General features: G+C 59.5%; 18 protein-coding genes. 10 read left to right on the top strand and 8 right to left on the bottom strand.

Going from position 1 to position 23,923, the window contains the following annotated elements:
• Positions 1-11 precede the first annotated feature (11 nt).
• Positions 12-3,080, top strand: a complete 3,069-nt coding sequence (locus tag ACQE3E_RS00820; protein WP_168030294.1) for an efflux RND transporter permease subunit — start codon at positions 12-14, stop codon at positions 3,078-3,080.
• Between the two features lie 8 nt (positions 3,081-3,088).
• Positions 3,089-3,415 carry a P-II family nitrogen regulator gene (locus ACQE3E_RS00815; RefSeq protein WP_071160130.1) on the top strand — a complete coding sequence of 109 codons (327 nt, stop codon included), beginning with the start codon at positions 3,089-3,091 and terminating at the stop codon, positions 3,413-3,415.
• A 39-nt stretch (positions 3,416-3,454) separates the two neighbouring features.
• On the opposite strand, the gene ACQE3E_RS00810 is transcribed toward ACQE3E_RS00815, so the two are convergent.
• The 4 genes from ACQE3E_RS00810 to ACQE3E_RS00795 all read right to left on the bottom strand — a co-directional run bounded on the left by ACQE3E_RS00810 (position 3,455) and on the right by ACQE3E_RS00795 (position 7,339).
• Positions 3,455-5,299 (bottom strand): bifunctional metallophosphatase/5'-nucleotidase, encoded by a 1,845-nt coding sequence (locus ACQE3E_RS00810; RefSeq protein ID WP_313729349.1) that lies wholly within the window; start codon positions 5,297-5,299, stop codon positions 3,455-3,457.
• Between the two features lie 14 nt (positions 5,300-5,313).
• Positions 5,314-5,880, bottom strand: coding sequence for a hypothetical protein (locus tag ACQE3E_RS00805; RefSeq protein ID WP_313729350.1), 567 nt, complete (start codon positions 5,878-5,880; stop codon positions 5,314-5,316).
• Between the two features lie 255 nt (positions 5,881-6,135).
• Positions 6,136-6,915: an adenosylmethionine decarboxylase gene (gene speD / locus ACQE3E_RS00800; RefSeq protein ID WP_064026426.1), complete on the bottom strand. Its 780-nt coding sequence runs from the start codon at positions 6,913-6,915 to the stop codon at positions 6,136-6,138.
• Positions 6,916-6,919: 4 nt separating this feature from the next.
• Positions 6,920-7,339, bottom strand: a complete 420-nt coding sequence (locus ACQE3E_RS00795; RefSeq protein WP_168030300.1) for an OsmC family protein — start codon at positions 7,337-7,339, stop codon at positions 6,920-6,922.
• A gap of 129 nt (positions 7,340-7,468) precedes the next feature.
• On the opposite strand from ACQE3E_RS00795, the gene crp reads away from it, so the two are divergent.
• Positions 7,469-8,122, top strand: coding sequence for a cAMP-activated global transcriptional regulator CRP (crp, locus tag ACQE3E_RS00790; RefSeq protein ID WP_064026430.1), 654 nt, complete (start codon positions 7,469-7,471; stop codon positions 8,120-8,122).
• Between the two features lie 54 nt (positions 8,123-8,176).
• Here the strand turns inward: crp and ACQE3E_RS00785 are convergent, their stop codons facing one another.
• Positions 8,177-8,959 carry a dienelactone hydrolase family protein gene (locus ACQE3E_RS00785; RefSeq protein WP_064026432.1) on the bottom strand — a complete coding sequence of 261 codons (783 nt, stop codon included), beginning with the start codon at positions 8,957-8,959 and terminating at the stop codon, positions 8,177-8,179.
• 111 nt (positions 8,960-9,070) lie between these two features.
• On the opposite strand from ACQE3E_RS00785, the gene ACQE3E_RS00780 reads away from it, so the two are divergent.
• Both ACQE3E_RS00780 and ACQE3E_RS00775 read left to right on the top strand, forming a co-directional pair.
• Complete coding sequence (locus tag ACQE3E_RS00780; protein WP_313729351.1) at positions 9,071-10,264, top strand: MFS transporter; 1,194 nt, start codon at positions 9,071-9,073, stop codon at positions 10,262-10,264.
• 130 nt (positions 10,265-10,394) lie between these two features.
• Positions 10,395-12,650, top strand: a complete 2,256-nt coding sequence (locus tag ACQE3E_RS00775; RefSeq protein WP_064026434.1) for a PAS domain S-box protein — start codon at positions 10,395-10,397, stop codon at positions 12,648-12,650.
• Here the strand turns inward: ACQE3E_RS00775 and ACQE3E_RS00770 are convergent.
• Both ACQE3E_RS00770 and bamE read right to left on the bottom strand, forming a co-directional pair.
• Positions 12,611-13,567: a peptidoglycan DD-metalloendopeptidase family protein gene (locus ACQE3E_RS00770; RefSeq protein WP_313729352.1), complete on the bottom strand. Its 957-nt coding sequence runs from the start codon at positions 13,565-13,567 to the stop codon at positions 12,611-12,613. The two genes, ACQE3E_RS00775 and ACQE3E_RS00770, sit on opposite strands and share 40 nt — an antisense overlap.
• Before the next feature lie 8 nt (positions 13,568-13,575).
• Positions 13,576-13,920, bottom strand: coding sequence for an outer membrane protein assembly factor BamE domain-containing protein (gene bamE / locus ACQE3E_RS00765; protein ID WP_064026436.1), 345 nt, complete (start codon positions 13,918-13,920; stop codon positions 13,576-13,578).
• A gap of 105 nt (positions 13,921-14,025) precedes the next feature.
• Between bamE and ACQE3E_RS00760 the strand changes: the two genes are divergently transcribed.
• On the top strand, positions 14,026-15,639 hold the full coding sequence (locus ACQE3E_RS00760) for a protein adenylyltransferase SelO (RefSeq protein ID WP_313729353.1): 1,614 nt from the start codon (positions 14,026-14,028) through the stop codon (positions 15,637-15,639).
• Positions 15,640-15,725: 86 nt separating this feature from the next.
• A complete protein-coding gene (locus ACQE3E_RS00755; protein WP_313729354.1) occupies positions 15,726-18,176 on the top strand; it encodes a retention module-containing protein in 2,451 nt (816 codons plus the stop codon).
• A gap of 64 nt (positions 18,177-18,240) precedes the next feature.
• Here ACQE3E_RS00755 and ACQE3E_RS00750 read toward each other — a convergent pair whose 3' ends face one another.
• A complete protein-coding gene (locus tag ACQE3E_RS00750; protein ID WP_313729355.1) occupies positions 18,241-18,882 on the bottom strand; it encodes a hypothetical protein in 642 nt (213 codons plus the stop codon).
• Between the two features lie 262 nt (positions 18,883-19,144).
• Between ACQE3E_RS00750 and aceE the strand changes: the two genes are divergently transcribed.
• The 3 genes from aceE to ACQE3E_RS00735 all read left to right on the top strand — a co-directional run bounded on the left by aceE (position 19,145) and on the right by ACQE3E_RS00735 (position 23,884).
• The gene (gene aceE, locus ACQE3E_RS00745; RefSeq protein WP_071160114.1) at positions 19,145-21,817 is read left to right on the top strand and encodes a pyruvate dehydrogenase (acetyl-transferring), homodimeric type; all 2,673 of its coding nucleotides are present in this window, start codon (positions 19,145-19,147) and stop codon (positions 21,815-21,817) included.
• Positions 21,818-21,842: 25 nt separating this feature from the next.
• Positions 21,843-23,144 carry a dihydrolipoyllysine-residue acetyltransferase gene (gene aceF / locus ACQE3E_RS00740; protein ID WP_313729356.1) on the top strand — a complete coding sequence of 434 codons (1,302 nt, stop codon included), beginning with the start codon at positions 21,843-21,845 and terminating at the stop codon, positions 23,142-23,144.
• A gap of 161 nt (positions 23,145-23,305) precedes the next feature.
• Positions 23,306-23,884, top strand: a complete 579-nt coding sequence (locus ACQE3E_RS00735; protein WP_313729357.1) for a hypothetical protein — start codon at positions 23,306-23,308, stop codon at positions 23,882-23,884.
• The last annotated feature ends 39 nt before the right edge of the window (positions 23,885-23,923 follow it).

Genomic DNA, 23,923 nt, shown 5'->3' with positions numbered 1-23,923 from the left:
CGGGATAGCTCATGATCGCGCGCATCATCGCTTTTTGTTTGCAGCAACGCTTGATGGCGATCGGCATGACGCTGGCCGTCGCCGTATCCGGCATCATTGCCTTCGAAAAACTGCCGGTTCAGGCCTTTCCCGACGTGCAGAACGTGTTCGTCCAAGTCGTTACCCAGTATCCCGGCCAGGCGCCGGAAGAGGTCGAAAAGTTGGTCACGCTGCCGATCGAACGGGAAATGAACGGTCTGCCGCATCTGCTGAACATGCGCTCGGTGTCGATCTTCGGCTTGTCGGTGGTGACGTTAACCTTCGACGACGACGCCGAGGATTACTTTTCGCGCCAGCAAGTACTGGAGCGCCTGCACAATGCCGACATTCCGGACGAGGTCAAACCGCAGTTGGGGCCTCTGTCGACCGGCGTCGGCGAGATTTACCGCTACGTGATCGACGCCAAACATCTGCCGTTGACCGAGCAGCGCGCGTTGCAGGACTGGGTGATCGAACCGAAGTTGCGCACCGTGCAGGGTGTGGCCGACGTGATTTCCTACGGCGGCGGCGTCAAGGAATACAAGGTACTGGTCAAACCTGATCGGCTGAAGAATTACCAACTCGATCTGAACCAAGTGTACGCGGCGATCGCCGCCAATAACACTAACACCGGCGGCGGCTATATCGAGGACGGCGACGAAGCCTTGGTAGTGCGGGGTGTCGGCTTGCTGAAGTCGGCCGACGAAATCGGCGATATCGTCGTCGCCAGCCACGACGGCGTGCCGGTGCGGGTCAAGGACATCGCCGAAATCGCGGTCGGCCCGCAACCGCGCACCGGCATCGTGGCGATGAATCAGCGCGACGACATCGTCGAAGGCATCGTGCTGTTGATCAAGGGCCGCGACGCGGTGGAAGTGGTCAATGGCGTCAAGGACAAGATCGCCGAACTGAACCAGTTCGGCCTGCCGCCCGGTGTCAAAATCACGCCGATTTACGACCGCACCGAGCTGGTCGGCCATACCGTGCATACCGTCGAACACAATATGATCGAAGGCGCGGCATTGATTCTGGTGATCCTGCTGGTGTTTTTGCGCCGCTTCCTGGCGGCCTTGCTGGTCACCTTGATCATTCCGCTGTCCTTACTGTTCGCGTTTATTCTGGTCGATGCCGGCGGCGTCTCGGCCAACCTGATTTCGTTGGGCGCGATCGATTTCGGCATTATCGTCGACAGCGCGGTAGTGCTGGTGGAAGCGGTGATGGTACAAATTACCCTGGATTTGCAGCGCAAGGCCGACATGCGCCATCTGCGCCAGTCGTTGCTGAACACCGCCACCGAGATGGGCCGGCCCATCCTGTTTTCCAAGGCCATTATCATCATCGCCTTTTTGCCGATCTTCACGTTCCAGCGCGTCGAAGCCAAAATCTTTTCGCCAATGGCCTACACGCTGAGCTTCGCATTGGTGGCGTCGATGCTGTTCAGCCTGACCTTCGTACCGGCAATGCTGACCTATTTGCTCGGGCCGAACATCGGCGAGCGCCACAATCCGTTGGTACACGCGATGGAACGCCACTACCGGCGCCTGCTGGAATGGGTGTTGCGCCACGCCAAAATCGTGTTTACGGCGGCGGTCGCGGCGCTGGTGTTGAGTTTCATGACCGTCCGGCTGATCGGTACCGAATTCATGCCCAAACTGGACGAGGGCAACATCTGGCTGACCATCACGCTGCCGACGCCGGTGTCGCTGACCACCGCCAAGGACATCGAACGGCGGGTGCGCGCCAAGCTGGAAACCTTTAGCGAAGCGAAAATGGTGCTGACCCAGTTGGGCCGGCCCGAAGACGGTACCGATCCGAAAGGCTTCAATAACCTGGAAGCGTTAATCGATCTAAACCCGAAATCGACTTGGCGTTACCATTCCAAGGACGAACTGGTGCAGGCGATGGATAAGGCCTTGGCGGTTTATCCCGGCCTGATGACCAACTTTTCCCAGGTGATTCAGGATAACGTCGAGGAGGCGATTTCCGGCGTCAAGGGCGAAATCGCGATCAAGGTGTTCGGCGGCGATTTGAAAACCTTGCAAGACCAAGCCGATCAAATTACCCAAATCCTGGCCTCGATCCGCGGCGCCACCGACGTGGCCGCCGAGCAGCAAGCCGGCTTGGCGCAAGCCATCGTCGAGATCGACCGCGCCAAGATTTCCCGTTACGGCATCAACGTCGCCGATGTGGAACGGGTCATGGAAATCGGCATGGGCGGCAAGGCGGCTTCTCAGTTTCTGGAAGGCGAACGGCGCTTCGACATCACGCTGCGCTATCAGGAGAACGCCCGCAATTCGATCGCCAGCCTGGAGAATTTGCTGGTCAGCTCGCCGGACGGCTTAAAGATTCCGTTGGCGCAACTGGCGACGATCAAGGTCAATCAGGGCGCGTCGCGCATCAGCCGCGAGGACAACATGCGGCGGATCGCGATCAAATGTAACCTAATCGACCGCGACCAGGGCAGCTTCGTCGCCGAAGCTCGGGAAAAAGTCGCCGAGCAAGTGGCCTTGCCGCCGGGCTATCATATCGTCTGGAGCGGCCAGTTCGAAAACCAGCAACGGGCGATGAAACGCCTGGCCATCATTGTTCCGATCAGTCTGGGATTGATCTTCGTCTTGCTGTTCTGGGCCTTCATGTCGGTTAGAAACGCGTTGTTGATCGTGATGAACGTACCGTTCGCGATGATCGGCGGTTTACTGATCCTGCTGGCGACCGGCATCAATTTGAGCGTGTCGGCGGCGGTCGGCTTTATCGCGCTGTTCGGCATCGCGGTACAAAACGGCGTGATTCTGGTATCGCAGTTGAACAAATTGCGCCGCGAAGGTCAGTCCCTGCACGACGCGATCGTCAACGGCTCGGTCAGCCGCTTGCGGCCGGTGGTCATGACCGCGCTGATGGCGATGCTGGGTTTGCTGCCGGCGGCTTTGTCCACCAGCGTCGGTTCGGAAACCGCCAAACCGTTCGCGGTGGTGATTATCGGCGGTTTGGCGACCGCCACCGTTCTAACATTGACCCTACTACCGGCCCTGTACCGTTATTTTTCCGAAGCCGACGAGCCCTAGGACTGCCCATGAAAGAGATACGCGCCTACATCCAACCGCATAAACTCAATCCCTTGACGTTGGCGCTATTGGAGATTCCCGGCTTTCCCGGCATGTCGGTGATGGATTGCGAAGGTTTCGGCCGGGAACGGACCGAACATATTCAGGACTACAAACCCTTCTTGCCCAAGAAGCGCATCGAGATTTTCGCGCCGGACGCACTGGCCGAGCGAATTTTTACCACGGTGATGCGAGTGGCCCACAGCGGCCACCACGGCGACGGCAAGGTCTACATGCTGGAGGTCCACAAGGGCGGGCGAATCAGCTCTGGCGAACGCGGCGAGGATTTGGCGTAAAAGGGCCGGTCGGCGTCCAGTCCGACCGGCCCCAGCGTTTTAAGGCAGCTTGACGGTGCGCGGCGCGTGCAACGTCGCGGCGCTTGGATCGTAGGCCGGATGCGGCGGCAGATAACGGCCCAGATAGCCGATCAGCGCGTCGATGTCCTGCGCGCCGCCTAGCATGTCGCCGCCCTGGGTGAACACGCTATAGTTGTCGCCGCCGGTCGCCATGAAGTTGTTGACCGTGACCCGGTAGGTTTGGCTGGGGTTGATCACCGCGCCGTCGCTGACGATCAGGTCGGTAGCGGTCGGGTTGCCATCGGCGTCGTAAACGCTCAGCGATACATTGCGTACCTTGGCGCAAGCCGGCGCGGACTCGCTCCACTCCTGATGCAAGCCGTTGGAGATTTGCAGGATGCGTTGCGAGGTTTGATTGTTCTTGGTCACGCCGTCGGACAACAAACAACCGCCGCCGACGAATTGCTGCTCCAGCACATCTTTTAATTGCGCGGCGGTCAAGGTCAGCGTCACCAAGCTGTTGCCGAACGGCTGCACCGTAAACGCTTCGCCGTAGCTGACGTCGTGCGGATAGCCGGCGGCGGTGAAGCCCGGATTGCGCACGCCGCCGGGGTTCATCAGCGCAAACTGGGCGCCGCCGAATGCCGCCGCCGAGGTGGCTTGCCATTGCGCATCGGCGATCAAATCGCCGGCCGCCATTTCGCCGGCGCCGTTCGCCGAGTTGGTAGCCGGGCCGGTAATCGTGCCTATCGTGCGAGCGGCCAGCGGTGCCACCAATGCGGCATAACCGTCGACGATGCCTTTGATTTCGGCGTCGGCCATATAATTGGCGTCGGTCCTGTCCACGGTGATGTTACGCGCATCGACCGCGACGACATCGCCGTTGGCGTGGTTGATGGTCAGGTCGATGTCGGTCAGCACCCGGCCGAACGAACTGGCCTGGGTCACCGGAATCGCGCGGCCGGCCTTGTTGGGCAACTGGCAGATGAAACCGGTGTGGGTGTGGCCGGAAATCACCATGTCCACCGCGTTGTCCAGTTGGGCGACGATGCCCTTGACCGGCGAAGTGGTCGGGTCTTGCAAGGCCGCCGAGCAATCGTTGATGAAATTCGGCGCCGCGCTGCCTTGCGAGCCGCCTTGATGCAGCAACACGACGATGGCTTCGACGCCCTGGGCGCGCAATTTCGGCACCAAGCCGTTGACGGTGGCGGCTTCGTCCTTGAACGCCAAACCGGCGACGCCGGCCGGCGTGACGATGGTCGGGGTTTCCTTCAAGGTCAAACCGATGAAGCCGACCTTGAGCTTGCCGCCGGCGGTGTTGAAGCTCTTGATGGCGTAAGCCGGAAACACGGTCTTGCCGTTCGCGGTGTTAACCACGTTGGCGGCCAGAAACTTGAATTTTGCGCCTTCGAACGGTACCGGCGTGCCGACTTCCGCGCCCTTGCAGGTGTTGCTGTCGGTCGGATGGCAGCCGCCCGCCTGCATCCGCAGCAACTCGTCCTTGCCTTCGTCGAACTCGTGGTTGCCGACCGCGTTGAATTCCAGGCCCAGGCGGTTCATCGTTTCTATCGTGCCTTCGTCGTGAAAAAAGGCCGAGATCAATGGGCTGGCACCGATCAGGTCGCCGGCCGACACGACGACGCTGTTCTGATTCTCCGCTTTCAACGCATCGACGTAAGCGGCCAGCATATCGACGCCGCCGGCCGGCTTGCTGACGATCGCGGTGCCGGAGCCGCCGGCCTGCACGCCGAAATTGCCCGGCGATTGCAGATTGCCGTGGAAGTCGTTGAATGCGACGATCTTAACGGTGCTAGTGGCGGCTTGCGCGCAACCCAGCGTCGCTAACGCGATGCCGATACCGGCGATCAATTGTTTGTTTCTCATGGCGATTCTCCCAATTAAGCCGAACGGCGCCGCGCGACGGCAGCCAACAAGCCGCTACCGGACAGCATCAGCCAAGCGGCGCCCGGCAACGGAACCGCCGTCAGAGCGACGCCGCCCAGGGTGGCGTTGAAGGGCACCCCCTCCGCATCCAGCGCGGACACCGCCAACAGGCCGGTGATATGGTGGCTGCCGGCGCCGAGCTGAAACAAGCCCCGGCTGAAATTGGTTTGACTCCAGGCCGTATCGAAATCGATCACGCTCGGCGTATCGCCATCCCGATAATTATTGATGCCGGCACTAGTAAAGGCCAAGCTGATACCGTTATCGAAGACCTGGAAACTATCGCCGGAAAAGCCGGCGTCCACGACTTTCAGAATCGCCGGAGCGCTCAACGTGAAATCGAATGCGATGGCCGAGCCGTCGTCGGCGATCCAGCTGAGCGGATCGATGCCGGATTCGGCGGAAAAATCATCGACAACGAACTCGCTCCAACTGCCGTCGACGGCTAAAGCGACCGTTTGGGCCTGAGCCGGTAGCGCGAATGCCAGCGCCACCGCCGCGAAAAATCTTGGTTTGAACATAAGTCTGTACCCCATTTGAAAGATGCCGTTGAAGGTGCTGGGACGATTCCGTCCCAGCCACCGCTGGGCATTACAAACCGGGAATATGAAAAGCCGATGACGCTAGCGCGACAATTGCGTGGCAAGCGCGCAAACGCCTAGCCGAGGGGGATGATGCGTGGAGTGGGTAGATGGACGGGGAAACCGGCAATGCCGAAGGCTATCGAGCGATGCCGCCGGAATCGACGGCATCGATGCTATCAAGTCAGTAATGGCTTACGAAAAATTGCGGCCGTAGAAGATTTCGGCCATTTCTTCCTGGAGCATTTCCTGGATTTCTTCCTGCTCCTCGTCGCTGAAATTACTTTCCTTTTCGAACAGGTAATTTTCCAGTTCGGTTTCCTTCAGCATCATCTTGGTATGGAAGATGTTCTCCTGATAGACGTTGACGTCGATCATTTGATACAGCTCCTTGGTGCTTTCGGCGATGTAGTTTTGAATCGAGTTGATCTTGTGGTCGATATAGATCTTCTGGCCGGTCACGTCGCGGGTGAATCCGCGCACCCGGTAATCCATGATGACGATGTCGGACTCGAAGCTATGTATTAGATAATTCAAGGCTTTCAACGGCGAAATTTGTCCGCAGGTGGACACGTCGATGTCGGCCCGAAACGTGCAAATATCGGTATCCGGATGACTTTCCGGATAGGTGTGCACGGTGATGTGGCTCTTGTCCAAATGCGCCAAAATCGTGTCGGGCAACGGTCCGGGCGACTCGGAATTCATGCCGGCCGGGATCACCGCGCCCTCGGAAATCAGCATCGTTACGCTGGCGCCTTGCGGGTCGTAATCCTGATGAGCGATGTTCAAAATCTGCGCGCCGATGATGTTGGCGACATCCTTCAAAATTTGGGTCAGGCGTTTGGCGTTGTAAGCTTCGTCGATGTATTCGATGTACGCTTTTTCTTGCTCCTTGGGCGCGTAGCAAACGTCGTAAATGTTGAAGCTCAACGATTTGGTCAGGTTGTTAAACCCGTGTAATTGTAATTTGCTCAACCGCTTAACCCTCGATAACTTCGAAATCGTGACTGATTTCCACGCCGGCCTTGCCCAGCATGATGGATGCCGAACAATATTTTTCGGCGGACAGTTTCACCGCCCGCTCCACCGCCGATGCCGGCAGATTTTTCCCGGTCACCTTGAAATGCAGGTGGATTTTGGTAAACACCGCCGGCACGGCGTCGGCGCGTTCGGCGGTCAATTCGGCACTGCAATGCACGATTTCGTGGCGGCCTTTCTGCAGGATGTCGACCACGTCGAACGACGAGCAGCCGCCCACGCCCATCAGCAGCATTTCCATCGGACGCACGCCCAAATTCCGACCGCCGTGGTCGGGCGGACCGTCCATCACCACCGTGTGTCCGCTGCCGGACTCGCCGACGAACAATCTGCCGTCGACCCATTTAATCGTTGCTTGCATCCTCTAACCCAAGTCGAAACCAAAATTGACGCGGATTTTACAACGAACCCGTCAAATGTCTTGATTTTTTTCCGAAACTCCTGCACCTTGATAAGGTAGCCAAATCAGTTCACAGAATTATTACAAATTATGAGCTTCGTTAAACAAAACAAGATCTCGCCATCCGCTCTCGAAGCCTTTTTGCGCTTCTGCCATGTCCGGACCTATCCGGCCAAAATCACGATCGTCCGCCCCGGCGACGTCGGCGACAAGTTGTTGTTTGTGGTCGACGGCTCGGTCAGCGTCAGCGTCGAAGACGAAGAAGGCCGGGAACTGATTCTGGCTTATTTGAACAAGCACGATTTCGTAGGCGAAATCGGCGTGTTCAAAAATGCCGAAACCCGTAGCGTGTTGGTGAAAACCCGCACCAAGTGCCAGATGGCGGAGATCGGTTACGAGCGTTTCAAGCAATTGCTGAACGCCGATCTGCGCGATCAGGCCGTCGAAATTCTGACCGTGCTCGGCGAGCAACTCTCCACCCGTTTGCTGATTACCAGCCGCAAATACCGCGACTTGGCCTTCATGGACGTCGAGGGACGTATCGCCCGGACCTTACTGGATCTGTGCAAGGAGCCGGACGCGATCACCCACCCCGACGGCATGCAATTGCACATCACCCGTCAGGAAATCGGTCGTATCGTCGGCTGCTCCAGGGAAATGGCCGGCCGGGTATTGAAGGAGCTGGAAGACAAGGGCTTGATCACCGCCCACGGCAAAACCATCGTCGTGTTCGGCACCCGCTAAGTCCATCCTACGTCCACCATCGGCGCGGCCGCTCCACCGGAACGGCCGCCGCGATCATTTAAATAGCGAATCGAACAGTTCTTGCATCGCCGTCCAGGATAGCCGGTCGGCTTCCGCGTCGTAAGCCACGTCCAACTGGTTGGCCTTGCCGAGACGGTCGGCATCCGGATTGGTAAAACCGTGTTTGACGCCCGGATAATTGACGACGCGATAATCCGCCTTGGCCAGCGCCATTTCCTTTTCGAAGTCCGCGATGCTTTGCGGCGTCACGAAGCCGTCGGCCGCGCCGTTCAACACCAACACCTTAGCCTTGACACTGCCGGGTTTGGCCGGAGTATCGGTCACCAGATTGCCGTGAAAGCTGACCACGGCCGCCAATTCGACGCCTTGCCGCGCCATGTTCAACACAGTCGATCCGCCGAAACAGTAGCCGATCGCGGCAATCTTGCCGACATCGACGTTGGGTTGCTCACGCAAGAATTGCAAGGCCGCCAGAAAACGTTGCTTGGCGATGTCGGCCCGTTCCAGCACCGATTTCATGAAGGCCGACGCTTCGGCAGCGTGTTCGCTGGACTTCCCGTCCCCGTACATATCCACCGCCAACGCGGTATAGCCCAGCTCGGCCAGCATTTTGGCGCGCTGGCGGGCGTAGTCGTTCAAGCCCCACCATTCGTGGACGACCAGCACGCCCGGCTGCTTGAGGCCCTTGGCGTCGTCCCAGGCCAGATAGCCGCGCAGCCGAGTATCGCCGGCGCTGTATTCGACGGTCTGCTCGCGCAACGCGGCTTGCGCGCCGCTCGCGATTAACAGGCTTAACACTAGCCAAATGGGTTTCATGATGTCCTCCTAGTTGCAAAAATGATCGGACCGGCTTTTTATCGCAATCTGTGGTGAAATGCCACCGAAATCGGCGCCGCCGGCGCCCCAGTGCCCCAACCGATCAACAAAATGAACCCATCGAAACCCATCGCCGTTTGGCGGCAAATCCCTGGCGGCGTGTGGGCGCTGGGCTTCGTCAGTCTGTTGATGGACATTTCCTCGGAAATGATTCACAGCCTGCTACCGTTGTTCATGGTCGGCACGCTGAGCGCCAGCACATTGAGCGTCGGCTTGATCGAAGGCGCAGCCGAAGCCACCGCGCTGATCGTCAAGGTCTTTTCCGGCGTCGCCAGCGATTACCTGGGTAAGCGCAAAAGCCTGGCGTTGATCGGTTACAGTCTGGGCGCGCTGACCAAGCCGCTGTTCGCCATTGCCGCCAGTAGCGGCATGGTGCTGACCGCCCGCTTGCTGGACAGAGTCGGCAAAGGCATACGCGGCGCGCCGCGCGATGCGCTGGTGGCGGACCTGGCGCCGGCCGGAATTCGCGGCGCGGCCTTCGGCTTGCGGCAGTCACTGGATAATATCGGCGCGTTTCTGGGCCCTTTGTTGGCGGTAACCTTGATGCTGTGGTGGGACAATGACTTTCGGGCCGTGTTTTGGGTGGCGGTGATTCCGGGCGCCTTGGCGGTACTGATGCTGCTGGTCGGCGTCAAGGAACCCAAGCATCTGGTCAAGGCCAGGCACGGCAATCCAATCCGCCGCGCCAATCTGCGCCGCTTGGGCAAGACCTATTGGCGGGTCGTGACCATCGGCGCGGTGTTCACATTGGCGCGCTTCAGCGAGGCGTTTCTGGTACTCAGGGCGCAACAGGGGGGCATAGCCTTAGCGCTGGTACCGCTGGTGATGGTGGCGATGAATATCGTGTACTCGGCAACCGCCTATCCGTTTGGAAAATTGTCGGACCGGATTTCGCCGGCGCGCTTACTGAGCTGGGGCTTGCTGGTGCTGATCGGCGCGGACCTGGTGTTGGCCAGCAGCGCCGATTGGCGGGCGACGCTGGCCGGCGTCGGTTTATGGGGCGTTCACATGGGGATGACCCAAGGTCTGCTCGCCAAACTGGTAGCGGACACCGCGCCGGCCGATTTACGCGGCACCGGTTTCGGCTTTTTCAATCTGATCTCAGGCCTGGCAATGCTGGCTGCCAGTGTCGTCGCCGGCTGGCTGTGGGATAGCCACGGCGCGGCGCTGACTTTCGTGGCCGGCGCGATCTTCTCCGCCGCCGCGTGGCTGATGCTGCGACTCGATCGTCGCACGCGTCATTGAAAAGGCCGGGAGTATTCCGCTCGACACGGCGGGCAAGTGATCGCCCTCTTTCCAAAGCCGGACGTAAAGTGTAAGTTAACACTTACAAGCGACGGCGTTCGACCGTCGTATCGCCAGTTCGAGGCCGTCCGTGAATTTCGCTCCCATCCCCGCTCTGCAACACTCTCGCAAATGGCAGGTCTGGCTGCTGGCCGTGGTACTGGCGCTGCTGCTGACCGAAACCATCGTCGCCGCGATGAGCTGGTTGTTGCGCGGCGTAATCACCTGGGATTATTTGCTGACCGGCTTGGTCGCGTCGCTGATCGTCGCGTCTCTGGTGTCGGGCATCACGGTGTTGCTCCTCGAGAAAATGGCTTCGCTAGACCGCAACATTTTGCAACTGAACACGATCATCGACGCCCTGCCGATACCGATCGCCTTGTTCGACGCCGATCGCCGGATATTACGCCTGAATCCGGCCTTCAGCAACGCTTTCGGCTACCTGGCGGCCGATCTTCCCGATGTCGAAACCTGGCGCCGCAAAGCCTATCCGGACAGCGACTATCGCTATTGGGTAACCGACGAATGGCAGCGCCGGCTGAATTGCGAGCCGCCCCGCTTCGAACCGCTGGAACTCAAGGTTTTTTGCAAGAACGGCATAACCAAAAACGTGGTCGTCACCGTAACGCCGTTGGGGCCGCTCTGCGACCACCTCCACTTGGTAGTGCTGTACGACGTGTCGGAGCGAGTCGAGGCGATGAATGCGCTGGCCGAGTCGCGCAACTTGTTGCAACTGGTGATCGAAACCATCCCGTTGCGCGTATTCTGGAAGGACCGAGCTTCCCGTTATCTGGGCTGCAATGCTTTGTTCGCCGAGGACAGCGGCGCGCCGGACGTGGCGACCGTGATCGGCAAGGTCGACACTCAATTGGCGTGGTACCGGCAAGCGGAGCTCTACCGGCGCGACGACCGTTGGGTCATTGAGTCCGGTCAAGCGAAACTGGCTTACGAAGAACCACAAATCACGTCCGATCACGGCGAATGTGTGCTGCGCACATCGAAAGCGCCGTTACGTAACCGACGCGGCGAAACCATCGGCGTGCTGGGCGTTTACGACGACATCACCGAATTCAAGCAAATCGAATCCGAGCTGTGGTTTACCCGAGCCATGGTCGATAAAAGCAAGACCGCGTTCTACTGGCTGGACGAAAACGGCCGTATCACCTATATCAACGATTACGCCTGCGAAACGCTGGGTTACAGCCGCGCCGAATTGTTGGGCATGTTCCCCTGGCAGTTCAACCTCGATTTGAGCGAGGCGGACTGGCCGATGTTGTGGCAACGTCTACAAGCCGAGGAAATCGTCGTGCTGGAGAGCCGGCACCGCCGCAAGGACGGTACGCTGGTGCCGGTCGAAGTGACCGGACATTACATCCGTTACGGCGATCGTTCGCTGATGTTTGCATTCGCGCAAAATATTAGCGAACGCAAACAAGCCGAAACCCAGTTACGCATCGCCGCCACCGCATTCGAGTCCCAAGAAGGCATGGCCATCACCGATGCCGACGCGGTGATCCTGAAAATCAATCTGTCGTTTAGCGAAATGACCGGCTACACCCCGGCCGACGCGGTCGGCCGCAACCTTAACCTGTTGCATTCGGATATTCACGACGGCCGCTTTTACGACGAAGTATGGAGCGGCTTGCGCCGTAACGGCGTCTGGCAGGGCGAACTGTGGAATCGGCACAAGAACGGCACGGTATTTCCAGTCTGGCAAACCATGACCGCGGTGCGAGGCGCGGACGGCGCCATCACCCATTTTGTCGCGGCGATGACCGACATCAGCGAGCGCAAGGCCATCGAAGACCACGTCCACCATTTGGCCCACCACGACCCGCTAACCGATCTGCCCAATCGCATCCTGCTCAGCGACCGCTTGCGTCAGGCGCTGGCGCAAGCCAGACGCGAGCAAACCCGGCTCGCCTTGATATATCTGGACCTGGACCAGTTCAAACCGGTCAACGACAGTTACGGTCACGACATCGGCGATTTGCTGTTGCAAGACGTGGCCTGCCGGCTACGGGCCTGCGTCCGCCGCGAATCCGATACGGTATCCCGGCTGGGGGGCGACGAATTCGTGGTTCTGCTGCCACAAATCGACGGCGAGCGCGATGTGGTGGCGATTTCCGAAAAGATTTTGGAAGCCTTGAACCGACCGTTTTCGCTCGAGCAATACGCGGTGAATATTTCGACCAGCTTGGGCATCGCGATTTATCCCAATCACGGAGCCGACGTCAAAACTTTAATGAAGCACGCCGACCAAGCGATGTACCAAGCCAAATGCGCCGGCAAGGGCTGTTATCGGTTCTACGGCGACTCGGCCGCGACGCCGGCCGGAGACGGCTGATCGCCCAGCCACCGGCCCAATTCCGGCGTAAAGCGCCGACCTTGCGCGTCGACAAAACGGAATGGCACCGACACCAACGCCATGCCGCGATTGACCTGCACCGCGAAGTGCAGGTGGGGACCGGTGGTAAGGCCGGTATTTCCCGAAAACCCGATCAATTGTCCGGCCGCGACCCGCTCGCCGACCTTGACGAGGGCTTTTTCCAACGCAAGATGGGCATAGACCGCCATCGTGCCGTCGTCATGGCCGATGCGAATCGTGTTGGCTTTGCCGGCATAGGCGGGTTCGGTGCCGTTGCCGTCGAAATCGTTTTCGACATCCAGCACGACGCCGGCGCGCGCCGCATGCACCGGAGTATCGACCGGCATCATGATGTCCACCGCGTACCGATTCTGGTCGTCGGTATGGCTGTATTCGCCGCCGAAGCCTTGGGTGATTTGAAAGCGGCTTCCCAACGCCAACGGCGGGCGGTAATCGGGGTCCCCCGGCGCTTCGGCCAGCGGCTGGCCGAGCACATAGCGATATTGCAAACCGTAGTGCCATCGGCCGGCGCCGGGAACGGCGTCAACCGCGAACAGCGGCGCGGACAGACCGGGACCGACAACGAAACGGCTCGGCAGCGCTGGCTGGGCCTCGACGTTTTCGCCGTCCCGCCAGTCGATCTCGACTTCAATCGGTCCCGGATAGGTGTTGCGAACCGCGAAGGTCGCGCGTCGGTCGTCGCCGGATTTTTCCAGCCACACTCTCTGAGCGGCGGCCGGCTTCATTTGCCGAATCTCAACCGGACCGGCGTCCGGCGGCGCCTGGTCGCTGTAATGCCAGAGGCCCTGGGGATCGCGGTATTTGTAAAGTTTTTTGGCGTCGGCGCCGCCGCAAATCAGCACCAGCACCATCGCCAAGCCGCCGCGCGCCGACACGCCGCGAACTACTTCCGGGTAGAGCTGAACGTGTAGGATTTGACGACGCCCTGGTTATCGAAGCGAATCAGCAAATCCTGAGTGTCGTCGCCGCCGAACAGCGAATATTTGTAGATGCCGTAGGTCCACGTCGGCCGGCCGTCTTCCATGCCGGTACGCCAGGGCGTGCCGAACAGTTCGGTGATGTCCTGCTTGCGGGTTTGACCGACTTTGATTTCCGGTACTCTGGACGCGGCGAATTCCTGACCGACCGTGACGCAACCGCTCAACGGCAGCGCCGACAGGCTGGAAAGCATCAGGGCCGAACCCAGGGAAACAGCCCGCAAGCTGAATATTTTCGCGATATTTCTCATAAGCATTGCCTGATAGGGAAATTGATTGATATAAGTAGCGGAACGCCGCGTATCTTAGCCGGTTCGCGCAACGATTCGTAATTTTTAGCCCGTGAGTCGATTACCATGCCAGCCTCAGCCGATAGCCTCCCCCTCGATAGCCTGCGCTTCGACAACCGATTCGTCCGCGAGTTGCCGGGCGACCCGGAACCCGACAATTTTCGCCGCCAAGTGTATGCGTCCTGTTATTCGAAAGTCACACCCAGCAGGGTCAAGAACCCGCGACTAGTGGCCTACGCCGCCGACCTGGCCCCGGCGCTGGGCATTGCCGAGGAGGTCTGTCGCTCCGACGATTTTTGCCAAGTCTTCGCCGGCAACCGGCTGGCGGACGGGATGGAGCCGTTCGCGATGGGATACGGCGGTCACCAGTTCGGGCATTGGGCCGGACAACTGGGCGACGGCCGCGCCATCAATCTCGGCGAAGTGATCTGCCCGGACGGCTCGCGGCAAACCCTGCAATTGAAGGGCGCCGGCCTGACCCCGTATTCGCGTAGCGCCGACGGCCTGGCGGTATTGCGCTCGTCGATTCGGGAATTTTTATGCAGCGAGGCGATGCACCACCTCGGCGTGCCGACCACCCGCGCGCTCAGCGTGGTTTTGACCGGCGAAACCGTGGTGCGCGACATGTTTTACGACGGCAATCCGCAATTGGAACCGGGCGCGATTGTGTGCCGGGTCGCGCCGTCCTTCGTCCGTTTCGGCAACTTCCAATTATTCACCGCCCGCGACGACCTGGAGTCGCTGAAAGCCTTGGTGGACTACACGATACGCAACGACTTTCCGGAATTGGGCGAACCGTGTACCGCCGTTTACCTGCAATGGTTCGCCGAAGTCTGCCGGAAAACCGCCGATATGGTGGTGCATTGGCAACGGGTCGGCTTCGTCCACGGCGTGATGAATACCGACAACATGTCGATTCTGGGCTTGACCATCGATTACGGCCCCTACGGCTGGCTGGAAAACTACGATCCGGACTGGACGCCCAACACCACCGATGCCCAAGGCCGCCGCTACCGTTACGGCAACCAACCCAAAATCGCCTATTGGAATCTGGTGCAACTGGCCAACGCCTTGTATCCGCTGGTTAAGCGCGCCGAGGGCTTGCAGCAGGCCCTGCAAAGCTTTACCGACACCTTCGACCGGCAATGGCAGGCGACATTGGCCGCCAAACTCGGCCTGTCGGCATTCGATGCCGATGCCGGCGACGAGGCCCTGACCCATCGGGTGTTGAAGTTGTTGCAGAATGCCGAAACCGACATGACGCTGTTCTTCCGGCAACTGGCCGATGTCGATATCGCCGGATCGGCCGACGACCAAGCCAATGCCGAATTTATCGAGCTGTTGCAACGAAACAGTTACGAGACCTTGAGCGAAGCCGTCGTCGAAATGGCCGAGCGCTGGTTCGGCGATTATCGGAAAAGGCTGTTAAGCGACGGCCTGCCGCAAAGCGAGCGCCGCGAAATCATGAATCGGGTCAATCCCAAATACGTGTTGCGCAATTATTTGGCTCAACAAGCCATCGATCTGGCCGAACAAGGCGATTTCAGCCTGGTTTGGGAGTTGCTGGATTTATTGCGCGCGCCGTATGCCGAGCAACCCGAGCGCGATCGGTTCGCCGCGAAGCGGCCGGATTGGGCTAAGGAACGCGCCGGTTGTTCGATGCTCTCGTGTAGTTCGTAATTTTCGGCGTCGTGACACTGGCGCGTAACCCGACATGGCTTATCATTGTCGCTTGATTTTTCGCTGAGGCATTCAAAGGAGCTCTCATGGCCGTAGGAACCGTTACTGTTGTCACCGGCACCGTTACCGCGCTTTCCGCCGACGGCGGCCGGCGCATACTGCAGGTGGGCGACCGCATCGACGCGACGGACATCTTGGAGACCGCCGACGGCGCCAGCCTGGTGGTTGCATTGGATGGCGGCGGCAGTCTGGACATGGGCGGTAACGACCGGATGGCGCTTGGCGACGCGTTGCCGGACGGTGGCGATATAACCGGCAACGGCCAAGCGCAAGCCAGCGGCCCTAGCGTGGAAGACATTCAGGCCGCGTTGTTGGCCGGCCAGGATCCGACCAAGGTTGCCGATCCCACCGCGGCCGGCGCACCGGCGGCCGGCGGCGGACCCGGCGGCGGCAATGAAGGCCACGGCATCGTCAGCATCGATTATTTAAATCCCGTCGCGCCGGTCAACAACGGCTTCGATACGATAGGCCCGGTCGTGGCGTTCAACGACATCGCCCCGCAAGTCCTGCTACTCGATCCGCGCCGCCTGCCTGCAACCGCGGACGGCGGGCTCAACCAACCGCCGATCGCGGTCGACGACGGCTCGAGCGGATTGCCGGCCGGCACGCCGGTCACCTTGGACGTGCTCGGCAACGATAGCGACCCGGACGGCAGCCTGGACCCGACCAGCGTGCAAATCGTCGGCACCGCCGCGCCCGGACAGTCACTAACGGTGGCCGGGGAGGGCGTGTGGAGTGTGGACCCCGTCAGCGGTGCGATCACGTTTACCCCCGCCGCCGACTTCGTCGGCGATCCGAGCCCGATCCAATATACCGTCGCGGACAATCTCGGCCTACGTTCCGATCCAGCCACGGTCAGTATCGACTACAACCTACCGCCGGTGGCCGGCGACGACGGCATCTCCGGCCTAGTTCCAGGCAACGCCGCGACATTAAAGGTATTGAGCAACGACAGCGACCCGGACGGTAGCGTCGATCCGACCAGTATTCAGATTGTCGGCACGTCGGCGCCGGGCCAAGCGCTAGTGGTCGCGGGCCAGGGCACCTGGAGTGTCGACCTCGAGTCCGGCACCATCACGTTTACGCCGGTCGCCGGCTTCATCGGCGACCCGACCCCGATTCAATACACCATCGCCGATAATCTGGGTTTGCGTTCGGAGCCGGCCACGGTCAGCGTCGATTACGCCCCGGCGGTCACCGCGCTCGATTCGGCCGTCGACGAAAGCGACGCCGACCGATCCGTGACAGCAGCATTGACGATAGACGGCGCGGCGCCGGCTTCGGTCACGTTGGCCGCCGCCGGCGCCACCTGGAACCCGGCGACGCAGACATTGACCGATGATGGCGGCCATTACACCGTGAAGGTCGAAAACGGCACCTATCAATTTACACTGCTACAACCGCTGGCCCACACCGGCAGCGGCAACCCACTGGCATTCGACATCTCGGCAAGCTTGACCGCCGCCGATGGCAGTAGCGCGAATACCGATTTTACCGTAACGGTTTACGACGACGGCCCCACCATCACCAATGCCAACGGTCAACTGAAAGATTCCGTCGGCGAAGCGTTAACGCAGTTGATCGATTACGACTTGGGATTCGACGGCTTGGGCAGTGTTACGCTGAACCTGCCCGAAATTTCCTCTAACGGCGCGCCCTGGCAATTGACGTCGGACGCCGACGCGGTCAGCTTCGCGGTTGCCGACACCAACGCGGACGGCTTGGACGAAATCTACGCCTTCATCGACAAAGGCCCTCAGGGATTGGATGCCAGCGACCGGATGGTGTTTACGTTGACGCCGACGCAAAACGGCTCCGCAATCGGCGATTACACGCTAACGCTCTACCAAGTACTGGATCTGCCCCCGGCCGATAGCGTGACGCTCGGCTTCGGCACCACCAGCACCGGGCCCGCCGGACAAGTGACGGTCGGCAATTCGCTGCTGGTGACGGGCAGCGACCTTAATGTCGCCAACGGTCACATCGGGATAGGCAACGCCAGCGTGGACAAGGGCGAATCGATTACCTACCAGTTCGGAACGGTCGATAACTTCGATGTATCCGTCAAACAATTGGTGAATTCGGTACAGTTGCAGGAATTCAACACCAATAGCGGCGCCGATGCGTTTCGCTGGACCGCCTATCGCGACGGCGCCGTGGTCGGTAGTAAGACTGTGAGTTTTAACGCGACAGCCGGCGGCGATTACGCGCCGGCGATCACCGTGGACGGCGGTTACGATACGCTGAAGATTCAGGTGATCTCCGGCGGTTTCGAGGTTGGCGGTCTGAAATACCTGAATTTGCCCAACACCCAGCAGCTCGATTTGAAATTCGGTTTTACCGCGACCGATGGCGACGGCGACAGCGTGACCGGCAGCTTTACCGTCGACACCGGGGCCTTGCTGACGACACAATTGCAAACCCCGGCCAGCGTATTGGAACACCCCGATAGCTTGCACGCGCTGTCCACGCCGTAAAATCGAAATCTCCAGACATAAAAAAACCGGCTCGCGCCGGTTTTTTTTTGCTGACAGCGTAACGCTAAATCAAATGCCGGCGTCCGCCAACGCCCAACACACCGAGCAAGCCGGTCGTAAACAGCCAAGTCGCGGCCGGCAGAGGTACCGCGGCCACCGAATAAGTCAGCGTCGCTTGCAAGGATGGCGGAAATTGGTCGGACAAGCCGCTGTTGAACAAATCCAGATCGACCCCATCGGACAAGGTCAATCGAATCACGACCCGACCGTCCTGAGTCCAGTTAACGATGTCGTCGCCGCTAATATCGAAACTTCTGGTCCAACGTACCCAGGAAATGTCGCCTCCCTCGGCGCCCAATTCGGTGGCCGTGCCGAAACCGGTTTGCGGCCGCGCATCCCAATCGTAAAGATAGTAATCGTCGCCGGGGACGTAGCTGTCGAGCACGACGGCGTTGACCGATTCGTTGGCGGCGTCGATCGTGTAATCGCCGGTGGCGCTGATCGTGAACACGCCATCAATGAAGGTGGCAATGACGGCTTCTGGAATTTCGAAGTCGAAGGTTCTGGCGGTATTGCTCGGCGAGAAGACTTCAGAAGTGTAGGTAACCTGGTTGGGCGGGGTGTAGGTAACCGTGGTGGCATTCGCGTGAGAAGCGGCGAAGGCCATTCCCAGCAAGGCGAAGAGTTTGGATAACGTGGTCTGCATAAGGACTTACCCATGACTAAAAAGGATGGTCCAATTCTACGCGATCCACGCTCGGCAGGCCACTGGACTAACGGGAAACTCGTCTCTTTACGATACGGAATGTTCGGTATCGGTCCGCAAGCGGCTAGCCGCCGCCGATTGCGATTTTTCGATCGCGGCGCAAAGCCAACAAATTGGCCGAAAGCCTCCCAAAAAAACATGCTTGCGCCGACCATTTCGGGTATCCTTTTTAAGCTCATCCCACGTTATTCCAGGTTCCGAAATGACCAACAATACCGACATTGCCGGCAAACACGATATCGATCCCGCAGAAACTCAGGAATGGATGGAGGCGCTACAGGCGGTCATCGAAAAGGAAGGCAGCGACCGCGCCAGCTACCTGATCGAAACCCTGCTTGAAACCGCCAGGCAATCCGGTCTGGATATACCCTTCTCCGCCAACACCCCCTACATCAACACCATCCCGGTCGATAAGCAGCCGAAGTATCCCGGCAACACCGATATCGAACGCACCGTCCGCTCCTACGTGCGCTGGAACGCGATGATGATGGTGTTGCGCGCCAACAAATACACCAATGTCGGCGGCCATATCGCCAGCTTCGCGTCGGCGATCACCCTGTACGACGTCGGCCAAAACCATTTCTGGAACGCCGCTTCGGACAAACACGGTGGCGACCTGATTTTCTCGCAAGGCCATTCGGCGCCCGGTACTTACGCCCACGCCTTCTTGCTGGGGCGCTTGAGCGAGGCGCAAATGGACAACTTCCGCCAAGAAGTCGGCGGCAACGGCTTGTCGTCCTATCCGCATCCCTGGCTGATGCCGGAATTCTGGCAATTTCCGACCGTGTCGATGGGGCTGGGGCCGATCATGGCGATTTACCAAGCCCGCTTCATGCGCTACATGCAGGATCGCGGCATGACCAATACCGACGGCCGGAAAGTGTGGGCCTTCCTTGGGGACGGCGAGACCGACGAGCCGGAAACCCTGGGCGCGATCGGCATGGCCGGCCGCGAAAAACTGGATAACCTGATTTTCGTCGTCAACTGCAACCTGCAACGTCTGGACGGCCCGGTACGCGGCAACGGCAAGATCATTCAGGAATTGGAAGGCAACTTCCGCGGCGCCAACTGGAACGTCATTAAAGTCATCTGGGGCCGGCGCTGGGACGCCATCCTGGCGCGCGACAAGGACGGCTTGGTGGTCAAACGCATGATGGAATGCGTCGACGGCGACTACCAGACTTTCAAATCCAAGGACGGCGCCTATGTCCGGGAGAAGTTCTTCAATACGCCGGAACTCAAGGAACTGGTCAAGGATTACACCGACCGCGATATCTGGGAACTGAATCGCGGCGGTCACGACCCGATCAAGGTCTTCGCGGCCTACAACGCGGCGGCCAACCACCAAGGCCAGCCGACCGTGATTCTGGCCAAAACCATCAAAGGTTACGGCATGGGCGATTCCGGTCAGGCGCAAAACACCAGCCATCAGCAAAAGAAGATGAGTCTGGAGTCGATCAAAGCCATCCGCGACCGCTACCAATTGCCGATCAGCGACGAAGAACTACCCAATTTGCCCTATATCCGCTTCGCGGAAGACTCCGAAGAACTCAAATATTTGCGGCAACGCCGCGTCGATCTGGGCGGCTATTTGCCCGCGCGACGCCCTAAATCCTATCCTCTGGAAATTCCGGCTCTGCCGGCCTTCAAAGCCCTGCTGGAAGGCACCGGCGAAGGTCACGAGATTTCAACGACGATGGCCTTCGTCCGTATCCTCAACATCCTGGTCAAGGACAAGCAAATCGGCAAGCGGGTCGTGCCCATCGTGCCGGATGAATCGCGCACCTTCGGCATGGAAGGCATGTTCCGCCAGCTCGGCATTTGGTCGCAGGTTGGTCAGCTTTACACGCCGCAAGACGCCGAACAACTGATGTTCTACAAGGAAGACAAGCACGGCCAAGTGTTGCAGGAAGGCATCAACGAAGCCGGCGGCCTGTGCGACTGGATCGCGGCCGGTACCGCCTATTCGACCCACGGCGTGCCGATGATTCCGTTCTTCATTTACTACTCGATGTTCGGTTTCCAACGCGTCGCCGATTTGATCTGGGCCGCCGCCGATCAACGCACCCGCGGCTTCCTGCTGGGCGGCACCGCCGGTCGCACCACCTTGAACGGCGAAGGCTTGCAGCACGAAGACGGGCACAGCCATTTGGTGGCGGCGACCGTGCCCAACTGCTATTCCTACGATCCGACCTTCGCCTTCGAACTGGCCGTGATCGTCCACGACGGCTTGCGCCGGATGTATGTCGAACAGGAAGACATTTTCTACTACATCACCTTGATGAACGAAAACTACGATCAACCCGCGTTGGTCGAAGGTTCGGAAGCCGATATTCTGAAGGGCATGTATTTGTTCAAGAAAGGCCCGAACAGTAAAAAGCCGCGCGTGCAACTGCTGGGTTCCGGCACCATCTTTATCGAGGTCATCGAAGCCGCCGGATTACTCCACGACGATTGGGGCGTCGATGCCGACTTGTGGAGTTGCCCCAGTTTCACCGAACTGGCGCGCGACGGCCAAAGCTGCGAGCGCTGGAATCGACTGCATCCCACAGAAAAGCCGCGTACCACGCATATCGAACATTGCCTGGGCGGCGCCAAAGGCCCTATCGTCGCCGCGACCGACTATATGCGCGCCTTTGCCGAACAAATTCGGCCTTGGGTCAAACAACCTTACACGGTCTTGGGTACCGACGGCTTCGGCCGGTCCGACACCCGCGCCAATTTGCGCAGTTTCTTCGAGGTGGACCGCTACCACGTGGCCGTCGCCGCGCTGCACGCGCTGGCCCAAGGTGGCGAGTTCGACGCCGCGAAAGTCGAGGTGGCCATCGCCAAATACAATATCAATCCCAACGTCACCGCGCCCTGGTTGATTTAACGGCTGATTTAACGGAAAGCGACACATGAGTTCTTTAATCGAAGTAAAAGTCCCCGACGTCGGCAACGTGCCGGAAATCGACATCGTTGAGGTATTGGTCCAGCCCGGCGACGTCGTCGCCATCGAGCAGACCCTGGCGGTCATGGAAACCGACAAGGCGACCATGGACTTGCCGTCCAGCGCGGCCGGCATCATCAAGGCCGTACACATCAAGCCGGGCGACAAAGTCGCCGAAGGCAGCCTGATCGCCACCGTCGAAGTCGGTGAAGCCGCTGCCGTGCCCGCGGTTGCCGAGGCCGCGCCCGCGCCGGCCCCGGCGGGACCCGCCGAAGTCGTTCCCGCTCCGGTCGCCGAAGCGCCCAAACCCGAAGCGGCTAAACCGGCACCAGCGCCTGCCGCTCCGGTCGTTGCCAGCGCCGAAGGCTTTAAACCTCACGCCACGCCCAGCGTGCGCTTGTTCGCCCGCGAACTCGGCGTCGATTTGAGCAAAATTCCCGCCGGCAGCGGCCGCAAGGGACGCATCCTGCAAGACGACGTGAAAAACTTCGTCAAGCAAGCGATGACCTCGGCGCCGGCGACAACCGGCGGTGCCGGCATACCAGCGATTCCGGCCGTCGATTTCAGCCAGTTCGGCGAAATCGAGGAAAAACCGTTGAGCAAAATCAAGCGCCTGACCGGTCAAAACCTGACCCGAGTCTGGCTGAACCTGCCGCTAGTAACCTACCACGACGAAGTCGCCATCGACGAGATGGAAGAATTCCGCAAATCCGTCAACGCCGGCCAAGGCAAGGACGGCGTCAAGCTGACCGGCCTGGTGTTCATCATGAAGGCGCTGGTCGCGGCGATGCAGAAATACCCCGCATTCAATAGCTCGCTGTCCCCGGAAGGCGACAAACTGTACTTCAAGAAATACTTCCATATCGGCATCGCCGTCGATACCCCGAATGGCTTGGTGGTGCCGGTGATCCGCGACGTCGACAAGAAAGGCATTTTCCAACTGTCGACCGAATTGGCCGAAATGAGCGAACTGGCCAGACTCGGCAAGTTGAAACCCGCCGACATGCAGGGCGGTTGCATGACCATTTCCAGCCTGGGCGGCATCGGCGGCACCGCGTTCACACCCATCGTCAACGCCCCGGAAGTCGCGATCCTGGGCGTGACTCGTTCCAAGGTGCAACCGGTCTGGAACGGAAAGGAATTCGAACCGAAACTGATGCTGCCTTTGGATATCACCTACGACCATCGCGTCATCGACGGTGCCGAGGGCGCGCGTTTCATGGAAGCGTTGAAAGCCAATCTGGCGGATATACGGCGGTTGTTGTTGTAGACAGGTTTCCATTTTTGGCTACAAGATCGCGCATTAGAATGCGAGTTACAATCGGGGTTATGTTCGGGTAGCTCGCTTCAGTCGATAGAATTCAGGGTTCAAACGGAATCGGCGGCATGGTTGTATAGACCGATCGATCGGACGGACGGATGAGATAAGAAATGACCTTCAACAGCCAATTTTACGGCCCGGTTTTCGGTCAATTGCTGGCCGAACAGCGCTTGATGGATTTAGGTCCGGGACAGCCTGAACCGAGTGTTTACGACACCTTGAACTCGCTGCAAATCGAAACGGCATTCGCACCGCGCGTCGTCAAGGACAGCAATTATGCGGCGCTGTGTATTGCCGGGCTTTGGCTGTATTACGACTATCTCGAACAAAGCCATCGAATCAGCCAAAAAATAACCGGGCCTTCCGGGAGTTATTGGCACGCGATCATGCACCGCCGCGAACCGGACAGCGGCAACAGCAAGTATTGGCTGGATCGCACCGGCCGCCACCCGATTTTTCCCGACTTGAACCGGCAAGTTCAACGGTTGCTTGCCGATCAGGAATTGCCCGGCATGGCGGGCTTTTTGGGTAAACTGCCCGAATGGGACGCCTACGGTTTCGTCGACCTGTGCGAGCTGGGCCGAAAGGGTGACGCGGAAATCGAAATGCTGTGCCGACGGATTCAAGCGCTGGAATGGCGCTTGTTATTCGATTTTTGTTTTCAGGCGGCGACGGTTTGCCACTGCTAAGCTCGCCACCAGCTAACGCCAAAATAGCGGCAAATCCTC

Origin of the sequence: Methylomonas sp. MED-D, assembly GCF_050276835.1 — a bacterium.
Taxonomy (GTDB): Bacteria; Pseudomonadota; Gammaproteobacteria; order Methylococcales; family Methylomonadaceae; genus Methylomonas; species Methylomonas koyamae_A.
The sequence above is the reverse complement of the archived record's forward strand: the minus strand, read 5'-3'. Positions and strand labels throughout refer to the sequence as shown.